This window comes from Micromonospora sp. USAFONa4, assembly GCF_057197825.1.
On record NZ_CM170072.1, the window covers coordinates 2927066 to 2940757 of the forward strand.

General features: G+C 72.6%; 11 protein-coding genes. 1 reads left to right on the forward strand and 10 read right to left on the reverse strand.

Going from position 1 to position 13692, the window contains the following annotated elements; all coding sequences use genetic code 11:
- Positions 1-27 precede the first annotated feature (27 nt).
- Complete coding sequence (locus AC0OO9_RS12730; protein ID WP_484517392.1) at positions 28-927, forward strand: HhH-GPD family protein; 900 nt, start codon at positions 28-30, stop codon at positions 925-927.
- Between the two features lie 239 nt (positions 928-1166).
- Here the strand turns inward: AC0OO9_RS12730 and AC0OO9_RS12735 are convergent, their stop codons facing one another.
- From AC0OO9_RS12735 to panC, 10 genes are all read right to left on the reverse strand, one after another.
- A complete protein-coding gene (locus AC0OO9_RS12735) occupies positions 1167-1817 on the reverse strand; it encodes a C39 family peptidase (RefSeq protein WP_484517393.1) in 651 nt (216 codons plus the stop codon).
- Between the two features lie 877 nt (positions 1818-2694).
- A complete protein-coding gene (locus tag AC0OO9_RS12740; RefSeq protein ID WP_132238694.1) occupies positions 2695-5226 on the reverse strand; it encodes an ATP-dependent Clp protease ATP-binding subunit in 2532 nt (843 codons plus the stop codon).
- Positions 5227-5687: 461 nt separating this feature from the next.
- Positions 5688-6038, reverse strand: a complete 351-nt coding sequence (locus tag AC0OO9_RS12745) for a histone-like nucleoid-structuring protein Lsr2 (RefSeq protein WP_165947879.1) — start codon at positions 6036-6038, stop codon at positions 5688-5690.
- A gap of 109 nt (positions 6039-6147) precedes the next feature.
- Complete coding sequence (gene lysS, locus AC0OO9_RS12750) at positions 6148-7656, reverse strand: lysine--tRNA ligase (RefSeq protein ID WP_393170582.1); 1509 nt, start codon at positions 7654-7656, stop codon at positions 6148-6150.
- A 128-nt stretch (positions 7657-7784) separates the two neighbouring features.
- Complete coding sequence (locus AC0OO9_RS12755; protein ID WP_421455491.1) at positions 7785-8543, reverse strand: type III pantothenate kinase; 759 nt, start codon at positions 8541-8543, stop codon at positions 7785-7787.
- A 32-nt stretch (positions 8544-8575) separates the two neighbouring features.
- Positions 8576-9472, reverse strand: coding sequence for a carboxylating nicotinate-nucleotide diphosphorylase (gene nadC / locus AC0OO9_RS12760; RefSeq protein ID WP_484517394.1), 897 nt, complete (start codon positions 9470-9472; stop codon positions 8576-8578).
- Positions 9469-11163: an L-aspartate oxidase gene (locus AC0OO9_RS12765; protein ID WP_484517395.1), complete on the reverse strand. Its 1695-nt coding sequence runs from the start codon at positions 11161-11163 to the stop codon at positions 9469-9471. Before AC0OO9_RS12765 ends, nadC begins: the two co-directional genes overlap by 4 nt.
- Before the next feature lie 130 nt (positions 11164-11293).
- A complete protein-coding gene (locus tag AC0OO9_RS12770; RefSeq protein ID WP_484517932.1) occupies positions 11294-12175 on the reverse strand; it encodes a septum formation family protein in 882 nt (293 codons plus the stop codon).
- Positions 12176-12364: 189 nt separating this feature from the next.
- A complete protein-coding gene (gene panD, locus AC0OO9_RS12775) occupies positions 12365-12790 on the reverse strand; it encodes an aspartate 1-decarboxylase (protein ID WP_132238660.1) in 426 nt (141 codons plus the stop codon).
- 34 nt (positions 12791-12824) lie between these two features.
- Entirely contained in the window at positions 12825-13673 is an 849-nt protein-coding gene (panC, locus tag AC0OO9_RS12780) for a pantoate--beta-alanine ligase (RefSeq protein ID WP_484517933.1), read from the reverse strand.
- Positions 13674-13692 lie beyond the last annotated feature (19 nt).

Consider the following 13692-nt stretch of genomic DNA (forward strand, 5'->3'; position numbering starts at 1 on the left):
GGGCCGCGTGACATCATCGGCGACGCGATGTCTGAGCCCACTTTCGCCACCCTGGTCAGCCGGTGGTACGAGGAGAACGCCCGCGACCTGCCATGGCGCGGACCCGACGTGAGCCCGTGGGCCATCCTGGTCAGCGAGGTCATGCTCCAGCAGACGCCTGTCGTGCGCGTGCTCCCCGCCTGGGAGGCCTGGCTGGCGCGCTGGCCCGAGCCGGCCGCGCTGGCGGCGGACAGCCCCGCCGAGGCCATCCGGATGTGGGGGCGGCTCGGCTATCCCCGTCGGGCGGTGCGGCTGCGCGACTGCGCGCTGGCGATCGTCGAGAGGCACGGCGGGCAGGTCCCCGACCGGCTGGACCAGTTGCTGGCGCTGCCGGGCGTCGGCACGTACACGGCCCGGGCGGTGGCCGCGTTCGCGTACGGTCAGCGGCACCCGGTGGTCGACACCAACGTGCGGCGGGTGGTCTGCCGGGCGATCGCCGGCGAACCGGACGCCGGCCCGGCGACCCGCCCGGCCGACCTGGTCGCCACCGAGGAGCTGCTCCCCGTCGAACCGGCCGCCGCCGCCCTGGCCAGCGCGGCCTTCATGGAGCTGGGCGCGGTGATCTGCGTCGCCAGGTCGCCCCGCTGCGGCGTCTGCCCCGTCGAATCGGTCTGCGCCTGGCGCGCGTCCGGCCGCGAGGCGCCCGCGGGTCCGACGCGCCGCCCCCAGCGGTACGCCGGCACCGACCGCCAGGTACGCGGGCTGCTGCTCGGCGTACTGCGGGAGACGACCGGGCCGGTGCCGCACCAGCGGCTCGACCAGGTGTGGGCCGACGACGTCCAGCGGTCCCGGGCGCTCGCCGGACTGGTGCGGGACGGTCTCGTGGAACCGGTCGGCGAATCCTCGTTCCGCCTCATCGGCGACGGGCCACCGGTCCCGGTGGGCTGACCCGGCACGGACGCTGGGGCGGCGCTGCACGGCACGGCGCGGGGCGGCGGCGCACGGCCCGGCGCCGCGCGGCGTGGGCGGCGTGGGCGCTGGGCGGCGCAGGACGCTGGGCGGCGCCGAGTCGGCGTGGGCCAGCCCCGGGCGTGACGAAAGGGCCGGCCCCTTGTGGGGGCCGGCCCTTGTCGTTGGGCTTTCGCCGGTTGGGTGTAGCTGGGTGGTGCGTGTCGCCGTTGCTTGGGTCAGGCGGTGTAGCCGCGGGTGGCGATCCAGTCGGCGAGGTTGTCGACGCTCATGCGGTAGGAGGCCTGGTTGGGGTTGGCGGAGTCGGCGATGGTGACGGTGTTGCCGTTGTCGCGGTAGCCGACGACGCTGATGTAGTGCCCGCCTTCGAAGGAGTGGGTGGTGCCGTCGGTGTCGGTGGCGGTGCCGGCGATGTTGGCGACGATGGCGTGGCCTTCGTCGATGGCGGTGACGATGTCGCTGCGTAGCTTGTCGGTCTGCTTGTCGTCGGCCTTGGCGCCGGGGATCTCCACCGACTGGTAGGCGTCGGTGCCGGTCTCCTTGTTCAGCACGGGGGTGATGTCGTTGATGGAGTTGGTGCCGGCTTCGGTGGTGCCCATGCGCTGGGCCATGCCGTCGACGTCGATGTTCTTGCCCTGCACGCTGAGGGCGTTGCGGGCGGCGGCGGGGCCGCAGTAGTAGAAGTTGGGCTGGGCTTCGTAGCGCACGCCGAGTTCGCGCTCGCTGCCCTTGCGGTCCTGGGTGACGGTGGCGGACGCGGGCGTGGTGGGGGCGGCGAGGGCGGTGGTGACGGGGCCGGCGATGGCGCCGCCGGTGAAGGCGAGCCCGGCAGCGGTCAGGGCGGTCTTACGCAGGATGTCGGTACGCATGATGGCAGCACCTTTCGATCGGGGGTACGCGACACACACCACGGGGGGACCGGTGGCGTCGCGGGCTGAGGGAAAGGTCGAACCAGGTACGCCCTCGACGAGAGGGTGGGGCGCGTCCGGGGGATGTAACGACACGGGCCCGGCCGGCATTCCGACCGGCGACCCGACCATCCCGGAGGGGCTCGGGGGCCTGGGGGCCCGGGGTTACGCGCTCACGGTGGTTACAACGACCCGCGCCCCCGACCCATGCCCACCACATCCGTGCCGCCGGTCACCACAAACCGCCACGAAACGGATGAACAGCCCGATCGGTCCTACCGATGGCACCGCCACGAAACCGGACGCGCGCCCCAGACCGGCCGTGACGCCGCCGACCGCTGCGCGTCGGGACGGTTCCCGGTCGACGTACTGACGGCAGCGGTGCACGCCCGCCCCGGGGCGAAACCAGGCGGCCTTCCTGTCGCGGCCTACGCGCTGGCGGACAGCGGCCCGCCCCACCTGACCGCCCCGGGCGGCCTTCCGCGTGGGCCCATCACCCGCCGGAGTCTCCGGAGCCCGCCCGACACCCGCCGCCACTACCGTCAACCGGGACGCCCAGCCGGGAACGCTGGCGTGGACGCCGGTCACGGCGGCGTTGACGGTGGACGATCATGCAGTTGCGGTGGGGTCAAAACGCCTGAATGGGTGCCTACCCGGCACCACAACTGCATGATCGGCGCGGGCAGGGGGCGCGGGCATGGGGTGGCGCGGGCAGAGGGTGGCGCCGGGCAGGGGGCGGGGTGAGCGGGGGTGGCGCGGGCAGGGGCGGGGGTGGGGAAAGAGGCGGCGGCCCGGTGGCTGGTGCCACCGGGCCGCCGCCCTCGTGCTGTTTTCGGTCCTACTCGTCCGCGCCTGCGGCGGCGGTGCCACCGAGGTCGGCCGGGACGGCGTCCGGCACGGTGGCCGGCCGGTCCGCGCCCGTGAAGATGAGCTTGGACTTGTCGATGTCCTCCGGATCGCCCTCGCAGTCCACCACCACGATCTGACCCGGGGTCAGCTCGTTGAAGAGGATCCGCTCGGACAGGTTGTCCTCGATGTCGCGCTGGATCGTGCGACGCAGCGGACGCGCACCGAGCACCGGGTCGAAGCCCTTCTTCGCCAGGTACTTCTTGGCGTTGTCGGTCAACTCCAGACCCATGTCCTTGTTCCGCAGCTGGCCCTCGATCCGCTGGATCATGATGTCGACGATCGACAGGATCTCCAGCTGGCGCAGCTGGTGGAAGACGATGGTGTCGTCGATCCGGTTGAGGAACTCAGGCCGGAAGTGCTGCTTGAGCTCGTCGTTGACCTTCTGCTTCATCCGGTCGTAGTTGGACTCGGAGTCCTCCGACGCCTGGAAGCCGAGCGAGACCGCCTTGGCGACGTCGCGGGTGCCCAGGTTGGTGGTCAGGATGATGACCGTGTTCTTGAAGTCCACGATCCGACCCTGACCGTCGGTGAGCCGACCGTCCTCCAGGATCTGGAGCAGCGTGTTGAACACGTCCGGGTGGGCCTTCTCGATCTCGTCGAAGAGGACCACCGAGAACGGCCGACGCCGCACCTTCTCGGTCAGCTGGCCGCCCTCGTCGTAGCCGACGTAGCCGGGAGGGGCACCCACCAGCCGGGAGACCGTGTAGCGGTCGTGGAACTCGGACATGTCCAGCTGGATGAGGGCGTCCTCGCTGCCGAACAGGAACTCGGCGAGCGCCTTGGAGAGCTCGGTCTTACCGACACCGGACGGGCCGGCGAAGATGAACGAGCCCGACGGACGCTTCGGGTCCTTCAGGCCGGCCCGGGTGCGCCGGATCGCCTTCGAGACCGCCTTGACCGCGTCCTCCTGGCCGATGACGCGCTTGTGCAGCTCGTCCTCCATGCGCAGCAGGCGCGAGGTCTCCTCCTCGGTCAGCTTGTAGACCGGGATGCCGGTCCAGTTGCCGAGCACCTCGGCGATCTGCTCGTCGTCGACCTCGCTGACGACGTCCAGGTCACCGGCCTTCCACTCCTTCTCCCGCTGCGCCTTCTGGCCGAGGAGCTGCTTCTCCTTGTCGCGCAGCTGGGCGGCGCGCTCGAAGTCCTGCGCGTCGATCGCGGACTCCTTGTCGCGACGCACCTGGGCGATGCGCTCGTCGAAGTCGCGCAGGTCCGGCGGCGCGGTCATCCGGCGGATCCGCATCCGGGCGCCGGCCTCGTCGATCAGGTCGATCGCCTTGTCCGGCAGGAAGCGGTCGGAGATGTACCGGTCGGCCAGCGTCGCGGCGGCCACGAGAGCCGCGTCGGTGATGCTGACCCGGTGGTGCGCCTCGTAGCGGTCGCGCAGGCCCTTGAGGATCTCGATGGTGTGGGCCAGCGACGGCTCACCCACCTGGATCGGCTGGAAGCGGCGCTCGAGGGCGGCGTCCTTCTCCAGGTGCTTGCGGTATTCGTCGAGCGTGGTCGCGCCGATGGTCTGCAGCTCGCCACGGGCCAGCATCGGCTTGAGGATGCTCGCCGCGTCGATCGCACCCTCGGCGGCACCCGCGCCGACCAGGGTGTGGATCTCGTCGATGAAGAGGATGATGTCGCCGCGGGTGCGGATCTCCTTGAGCACCTTCTTGAGGCGCTCCTCGAAGTCACCGCGGTAGCGGGAGCCGGCGACCAGGGCACCGAGGTCGAGCGTGTAGAGCTGCTTGTCCTTGAGCGTCTCGGGCACCTCGCCCTTGATGATCTTCTGGGACAGCCCCTCCACCACGGCGGTCTTGCCGACGCCGGGCTCACCGATCAGGACCGGGTTGTTCTTGGTGCGGCGGGAGAGCACCTGCATGACCCGCTCGATTTCCTTCTCGCGCCCGATGACCGGGTCGAGCTTGCCCTCGCGGGCGGCCTGGGTCAGGTTGCGGCCGAACTGGTCCAGCACGAGGCTGGTGGACGGCGCGGCCTCGCCCGGCGTGGCGCCCGCCGCGGCCGGCTCCTTGCCCTGGTAGCCGGAGAGCAGCTGGATCACCTGCTGGCGGACCCGGTTGAGGTCGGCGCCGAGCTTGACCAGCACCTGGGCGGCGACGCCCTCGCCCTCGCGGATCAGGCCGAGCAGGATGTGCTCCGTGCCGATGTAGTTGTGGCCGAGCTGCAGCGCCTCGCGCAGCGACAGCTCCAGCACCTTCTTGGCCCGCGGCGTGAACGGAATGTGCCCGCTCGGCGCCTGCTGGCCCTGGCCGATGATCTCCTCGACCTGCTGCCGCACACCCTCCAGGGAGATGCCGAGGCTCTCCAGAGCCTTGGCGGCGACGCCCTCACCCTCGTGGATCAGGCCCAGCAGGATGTGTTCCGTACCGATGTAGTTGTGGTTGAGCATCCGGGCCTCTTCCTGGGCCAGGACGACAACCCGTCGCGCTCGGTCGGTGAACCGCTCGAACATGCCCTCGTGCTCCTCACGTGCCGTGCGCACTCGATCTTGATGGTCAAGAAGTCGTGGCGGGGCCGGTGCGCGGACGACCGGGACGGGCGTCCGTGCCTCCTTACTCTATCGCCGCGGACCGACTCCGCTGAGGTCGTGTGTCCCCGCCGGAAGCCGTGTACGCGTCGTTTTGCACAACCGTCCGCGCTCAGGGGGTGTTCCGGTACCCCTGCCTGTACGCGCAGAGCGAAATTCGACCCCGGTCGTGGACCCCTCGTGCGGGTCGCGCCGGTGCCGACGCGGCCCGGATCCGGGCCGTCCGGGAGTCGTCCACAGGCTGTGGACAGACTCTCCACCGGCTGTGGACAACGACCGTCGGGACGGAATTCTTCCCGCTCGGACGCGACCCCGGGCGGATACGGCGACGCCGGCCCGGAGTCGTGCTCCGGCCCGGCGTCGGTGTCGCCCGTCGGCGCTCCCGGTCAGTGACCGGCCTTCGCGTGGTACTCGTCGACGATCTCCTGGGGGATCCGGCCCCGGTCGGAGATGTCCTTGCCGGCCTTCTTGGCCCAGGCGCGGATCGCCTTGTTCTGCTCCCGGTCGGCGGTGGCGCCACCCCGGCCGCGCGCGGCCCGGCCGCCGACGACGACGCCGCCCCTGCCCACCTTGGTGCCGTGGGCGATGTACGAGGCGAATACGTCGCGCAATTTCTCGGCGTTCGAGCTAGACAGGTCGATCTCGTACTGAACGCCGTCGAGCGCGAACTTGACCGTCTCGTCAGCGTCCCCGCCGTCCAGGTCATCGACCAGCTTATGAATGATCTGCTTGGCCACGTCCCACATTCCTTTCGAGCAGGGTGCTCCTGCAAACTGTAAGCACAATAACCCGCGCGGCGCTTGCCGCGTCAATAGGATGCGGTAACGACCCGGTGGAGATGCGCGGCTACTCCGGGCGAACCAGGGGGAAGAGGATGGTTTCCCGAATTCCCAGGCCGGTGAGCGCCATCAAGAGCCGGTCGATTCCCATTCCCATACCCCCGGCCGGCGGCATTCCATACTCCATCGCCCGGAGAAAGTCCTCGTCCAGCCGCATGGCCTCGTCGTCGCCGCGGGCGCCGAGCTGTGCCTGGGCCACCAGCCGCTCCCGCTGCACCACCGGGTCCACCAGCTCGGAGTACGCGGTCCCCAGCTCGAAACCGAGCACGTAGAGGTCCCACTTCTCGGCCAGCCCGGGCTCGCTGCGGTGCGCCCGGGTCAGCGGGCTCGTCTCCTCCGGGTAGTCACGGACGAAGGTGGGCGCCTGGAGGCTCGGCACCACCAGCTCCTCGAACAGTTCCTCCGCGAGCTTGCCCGGCCCCCACTTCGGGTCGACCGCCAAACCCACCTTGTCGGCGTACTCCACCAGCCGGGCGCGCTCGGTGCGCACCGTGACCTCCTCGCCGAGGGCCTCGGAAAGCACCCCGAAGAGGGTCACCGAGCGCCACTCGCCGCCGAGATCGAACTCCCGGCCGTCGGCGTGCGTCACGACGGTCGAGCCGCTGACGGCGATCGCCGCCTGCTGCACGAGATTCCGGGTCAGCTCGGCCATGGTGTCGTAGTCGCCGTACGCCTCGTATGCCTCGAGCATCGCGAACTCGGGCGAGTGCGAAGAGTCGACACCCTCATTACGGAAGTTGCGGTTGATCTCGAAGACCCGGTCGACGCCGCCGACGACGGCCCGCTTGAGAAACAGTTCCGGCGCGATTCGCAGATACAGATCGGTGCTGAGTGCATTGCTGTGGGTCACGAATGGCCGGGCCGCCGCGCCGCCGTGCAGCAGCTGGAGCATCGGGGTCTCCACCTCGATGAAGTCCCGGCCGTGCAGCGAGTCGCGCAGGCTGCGCACGGTCGTGGCCCGGGTACGCACCATCTGGCGGGCCTGCGGCCGGACGATCAGGTCCACGTAGCGCTGCCGGACCCGCGCCTCCTCGCTCAGCGGCTTGTGGGCCACCGGCAGCGGACGGAGCGCCTTCGCCGTCACCGCCCACTGCTCGACCAGCACGGACAGCTCGCCACGCCGGCTGGTGATCACCTCGCCGGTCACGCCGACGAGGTCACCGAGGTCGACCAGGCGCTTCCAGTCGTTGAGCCGGTCGGGGCCGACCCGGTCGAGGGAGAGCATGGCCTGCAACTCCGTGCCGTCGCCGTCCCGGAGGGTGGCGAAGCAGAGCTTGCCGGTGTTGCGTACGAAGATCACCCGACCGGTGACCGAGACCTGGTCCCCCGTGGCGGTGTCGGTGGGCAGCTCGGCGTACTTCTCGCGGATCTCGGCCAGCGTGCTGGTCCGGGGGAATCCGATGGGGTACGGCTCGACGCCCTCGGCGAGCATCCGGTCCCGCTTCTCCCGGCGGACCTTCATCTGCTCGGGAAGGTCGTCGGCGGGATCGACTGGCACGGGGTTCTGCTCGGTCACGGCACGCTTCCTCAGAAGGAGATTTCGGGCGGGGTCAGGCCCCGAGCGTACTCAAGGCCCCCGGAGGGCGTTACGGGATAACCAGCCCGCATGACCGGCCCCACTCGCGCCCTCCCGGCGGCCGGGGTTCAGACGTTGCGCTCGTAGACCATCCGCAGGCCGATCAGGGTGATCATCGGCTCGTGGTGGGTGATCGTGCGGCACTCGTTGATCACGAGCGAGGCCAGCCCGCCGGTGGCGATCACGGCGCTCACCTCGCCGATCTCCTCGATCATCCGCTCGACGATCCGGTCCACCTGCCCGGCGAAGCCGAAGTAGAGGCCGGACTGGAGGCACTCGACGGTGTTCTTGCCGATCACCGAGCGGGGCCTGGTCGCCTCCACCTTGCGCAGCTGGGCGGCCCGGGCGGCGAGCGCGTCGAAGGAGATCTCGATGCCCGGGGCGAAGGCGCCGCCGAGGAACTCGCCCCGGCCGCTGATCACGTCGAAGTTGGTGGTGGTGCCGAAGTCCACCACGATCGACGGCCCGCCGTAGAGGGTGTACGCGGCCAGGGTGTTGACCACCCGGTCGGCGCCCACCTCCTTCGGGTTGTCGATGGCGAGCTGCACCCCGGTGCGCACCCCCGGCTCGACGATCACGCTCGGCAGGTCCGCGTAGTAGCGGGCGAGCATGTTGCGCAGCGAGCGCAGCGCGGCCGGGACCGTGGAGCAGGCCGCGACCCCGGTGATCTCGACGGCGTCCGCGGCGAGCAGGCCCCGGAACTTCAGGCCCAGCTCGTCGGCCGTCGCCCGCGCATCGGTCTTGATCCGCCAGGAGTGCACCAGCTTGTCGCCGTCGAAGGTCGCCAGCACGGTGTTGGTGTTTCCGATGTCGATGCAGAGCAGCACGCTCGCAGCCTAGACAACGCCCGGCCGCCGGTTCACCCGGTGCGCAGGTCCATGGCGATGTCGAGGATCGGCGAGGAGTGCGTCAGGGCCCCGACCGACAGGAAGTCGACGCCGGTCGCCGCGTACCGCGCCGCCACGTCGAGGGTCAGCCCGCCGGTCGCCTCCAGCTCCGCCCGGTCCCCCACCAGGGCGGCCACCTCGGTGAGCATCTCCGGGGTCATGTTGTCCAGCAGCAGGAAGTCCGCGCCGGCCTCGACCGCCTCCACCGCCTCGGCGACCGTGTCCACCTCGACCTGGACCGGCACGTCCGGGAAGGTCTCCCGGACCCGTCGGAAGGCCGCCGTGATGCCGCCCGCCGCGAACTTGTGGTTGTCCTTGATCATCGCGACGTCGTGCAGGCCCATCCGCTTGTTGGTGCCGCCGCCCGCGCGGACCGCGTACTTCTCCAGGGCGCGCAGGCCCGGGGTCGTCTTGCGGGTGTCCAGCACCATCGCCTTGGTGCCGGCCAGGGCGTCCGCCCAGGCCCGGGTGTGGGTGGCCACGCCGGACATCCGGCAGAGCAGGTTGAGCGCCGTGCGCTCCGCGGTGAGCAGCAGCCGGGTCGGGCCGGTCACCGTGGCCAGCACGTCGCCGCGCGCCACCCGCTCGCCGTCGCGGGCCACCACCGACACCTCGACCGTGCGACCGGCGCCGGTCGCCTCGCCGACCAGCTCGAACACGGCCGCCGCCACGGCCAGCCCGGCCACCACGCCGTCGGCGCGGGCCACCAGGTCGGCCGTGTCGGTCTGCCCGGCCGGGATGGTGGCGACGCTGGTGACGTCCAGCAGGTCCGGGCCCAGGTCCTCGGCGAGCGCGGCCTCGACCGTCCGCCGCACCTGCGCCGGATCCAGGCCGGCGTCCCGCAGTGCCCGTTCCGTCGACTCCGTCATCGGGTCCCCTCCCACGCTTGCGTCAGCCGGCCCTGCACCCCGACCGCGCCGACCAGGTGGCCGTGCCACCGCTCGTCGGCCGTCGGGAAGTCCTCCCGCCAGTGGCAGCCCCGGGTCTCCCGGCGGGCGTACGCGGCGGCGACCAGCGCCGACGCCACGGTGATCAGGTTCGTCGCCTCCCAGTCGGCCGTCCGGGGCCGGCCCCGGCCCTCGCCGAGCCCGGTCAGCACGCCGGCGGTCGCCGCGAGGGTCTCCGCCGAGCGGAGCACGCCCGCGCCCCGGGTCATCGCCCGTTGCAGCGTCGGCGTCGCCTCGGCCGGCACCACCCAGCCCTCGCCGCCCACCCAGGCGCCCGTCGCCGCCGGCTGGGCCTGCTCGGGCAGCCCGGCCGCGATGTCCTCGGCGATCCGCCGGGAGAAGACCAGCCCCTCCAGCAGCGAGTTGCTGGCCAGCCGGTTCGCGCCGTGCACGCCGGTGCAGGCGACCTCGCCGCACGCGTACAGCCCGGGGATGGAGGTGCGGCCGCGCAGATCCGTGCGGACGCCGCCGGAGGCGTAGTGCGCGGCCGGGGCGACCGGGATCAGATCGGTCCCCGGGTCGACCCCGATGGCCAGGCAGGACGCGACGATGGTCGGGAAGCGCCGGGCCAGGAAGTCACCGCCCAGGTGCCGGGCGTCGAGGAACACGTGGTCCGCCCCGGTGGCCAGCAGGACCCGGTGGATGCCCTTGGCCACCACGTCCCGGGGCGCCAGCTCGGCCAGCTCGTGCTGCCCGGCCATGAACCGCTTGCCGTCGCCGTCGACCAGGTGGGCGCCCTCGCCGCGCAGCGCCTCGGAGACCAGCGGCTGCTGGGCGTGCCCTGCACCGGGCACGCCGGCGCCGCCCGGGGTGATCAGCGCGGTCGGGTGGAACTGGACGAACTCCACGTCGGTCACCGCCGCGCCGGCCCGCATCGCGAGGGCCACCCCGTCCCCGGTCGAGACGGCCGGGTTGGTGGTGGCCGCGTAGATCTGGCCCATCCCGCCGGTGGCCAGGACGACCGCCCGGGCCAGGATGGCGCCCACGCCGTCCTCGCTGCCCTCGCCGAGCACGTGCAGGGTGATGCCGCAGGCCGGGCCGAGCCCCTCCGGGGAGTCCCCGGGGGCGCGCAGCAGGTCCAGCACCAGGGCGTGCTCCACCAGCCGGATCCAGGGGTCGCGGCGCACGGCGGCGTGCAGGGCACGCTGCACCTCGGCCCCGGTGGCGTCGCCGCCGGCGTGCACGATCCGGTCGGCCCGGTGCCCGCCCTCACGGGTCAGCATGAGTGAGCCGTCCGGGTTGCGGTCGAACTCCGCCCCGATCCGCATCAGCTCGCGCAGCCGGGTGGGGCCCTCCTCGACCAGCACCCGCACCGCCGCCGGGTCGCAGAGCCCGACGCCGGCGATCTCGGTGTCCGAGGCGTGCGCGGTCGGGGTGTCCCGCGGGTCGAGCACGGCGGCGATGCCGCCCTGCGCCCAGCGGGTCGACCCCTCGTCGATGTCGACCTTGGTGACCACGGTGACGTGCAGCCCCGCCTCGCGCAGGTGCAACGCGGCGGTCAGGCCCGCCACCCCGGAGCCGACCACGATCACGTCGGTGGTCTCCACCCAGCCGGGCGCGGGGGCGGCCAGCAGTCTGGGCAGCGCCGGCAGGTCGACGGTCGGAAGGTCCATGCCCACAGTCAACCCGAAGGGCCCTCGCGGGGGGCGGCGGGGGCGGGACGAGTGGTTTGGGCCATGGGGTCCCGAGCCGGGCGGGCCGGCCGACGCCACGCGTGGGCCGCCCTGCGTGGACCGGCGCGCGCTACCTCGCCCGGACCGGGAGGGCCGCCGGGCCCGCGCCCCGCAGCGAGCCGGTCACCGTACGGTCGTCGAGCCAGAGGTAGCAGCGGACGCCCCGGTCCCCGACGCGCCACCGGCCCTGCCCCGGCGGACGGACCACCACCCCGCTGCGGAAGCGCAGGTCGGCGTCGTCGGGCACCCCCACGTAGCGGCCGAGCACCGAGCGGCAGCCGGCGTACAGCGGGGCCCAGTCGGCGGCCCGGGTCGGGTACGGGCGGTCGGGCGCCCGCCACACCCCGACGAACTCGGCGTCGTGCCGGGCAGCGCAGTCGACCGGGAGCAGCGTCCGCACCGACCCGCCCCGGGAGCGGGCCTGCTGGCAGCCCAGGCGTAGCGGGGACGGCCCCCGCAGCGCGTCCCGGAGGCTGCCGGTGCGGACCACCACCGTGGCGGCGGCCTCGGCGGTGCTCACCTCGGTCAGGTCGCACCGGTACCAGCGGGCGCCCGCCGTCCAGCCCGCCCCGGACGGCACCGCCACCGCCAGCCGCAGCCGCCCCGCCCGCCAGTCGGCGCCCACGTGACCGGTCGCCCGGGCGTCGCAGTCGGCGAAGGCGCCCCGCAGCTCGGCCGAGCCGCCCGGCGGTGGGGCGGGCCGCCCGGCCGGGAAGGCGCCCACGTGCACGGTCTCGACCCGGTGCGGCACCGCGCAGTCCACCGGCGCGTACGCCGCCAGGGTCACCACGTCGACGAAGTCGGCGACCTGGCACACCCCTGCGGCCGGGGTGAAGGGCCCGGCGGCGGGTGGGGCCGCCCAGTCGTCGACCAGGTCACCGTCCAGCCCGCCGGCGTCGGCGCAGCCGGCCAGGAGCGCGGCCGTGGCGACGGCGGCGAGCAGGGTGGTCATCGCACGGCGCACAGCGGCCTCCCCCAGCCACCCGCGTCTATCGACGGGCAATCAGACTACCCAGGGATGACCTTCCGGTGACAGACCGCACGCACGCCTGCTCCCCGCACCGCCATGATCCTGCGGTCACGAAGGGTACGAAAGCCCACCGAATGCCCCGGCGGACGGGCGGAAGGCGGGAACGGGCGGTCAGACGGCGGCGGCGAGGGGATTGGGGATCGGGGCGCCGGCGGTGCCGGGTGCGGCGGTGGTCGGGTCGGCGTTCAGCTCGACGACGCGGTTGTCGGCGTCGACGTGCACGACCCGCGGCCGGTAGGCGCGGGCCTCGACGTCGTCCATCTGCCCGTACGAGATGAGGATGACCAGGTCTCCCGGGTGCACCAGGTGGGCGGCGGCGCCGTTGATGCCGATCACGCCGCTGCCCCGCTCGCCCGGGATCACGTACGTCTCCAGCCGCGCCCCGTTGGTGATGTCCACGATCGCCACCTGCTCGCCGGGAATCAGGTCGGCGGCGTCGAGCAGGTCCTCGTCGACGGTCACCGAGCCGACGTAGTGCAGGTCGGCCTGGGTCACCGTGGCCCGGTGGATCTTCGACTTGAGCATGGTGCGCAGCATCGGGATGCCTTTCGCGAAGGTTGGGGGGCGGGGTTCAGGAACGGGGGGCGAGCCGGATCGCCGCGTTGTCGATCAACCGGGTGGCGCCCACCCAGGCGGCCACGAGCAGCCGCGCCGGCCCGGACACCGGCCCCGGTTCCAGGTCCGGGTCGGTGAGCACCAGGTAGTCGAGGCGCGCGCCGGGCGTACCGGCGCCGAAGGCCGCGTGCGCGGCGGCGAGCACCGCCCCCGCGTCACCACCCCCGTCGGCGGCCTCGGCCCCGGCTCGCAGCGCCGCCGACAGGCTCAGCGCGGCCTCCCGCTCGGCCGGGGACAGGTAGCGGTTGCGGCTGGACAGGGCCAGCCCGTCCGGCTCCCGTACGGTCGGCACGCCGACCACCTCGACCGGCACGTCGAGGTCCCGGGCCATCCGCCGCACCAGGGTCAGCTGCTGGTAGTCCTTCTCGCCGAAGAACGTCAGGTCGGGGCGGGTGAGCTGGAGCAGCTTCAGCACCACGGTGAGCACCCCGTGGAAGAACCCGGGGCGGCTCTGCCCCTCCAGGTCCTCCCCCAGCGGGCCCGGGTTCACCCGCACCCGGGGCTGGCCGTCCGGGTACATGTCGGTCACCGAGGGGGCGAAGACCACGTCCGCGCCCGCCCGCCGGCAGATCTCCAGGTCGGCGTCGAGGGTGCGCGGGTAGCGGTCGAAGTCCTCGTTCGGGCCGAACTGCAACGGGTTGACGAAGATCGTGACGAGCACGTGGTCGGCGCGCTCCCGGGCCGCCCGCAGCAGCGTCTCGTGCCCGGAGTGCAGCGCGCCCATGGTCATCACGACGCCCACGGTGCCCTTGAGCCCGTCGCGCGCCGCCGCCAGCTCGGCGCGGGTGTGCACCAGTTCCGTCACCTGTCCCCCTCCGTCCACC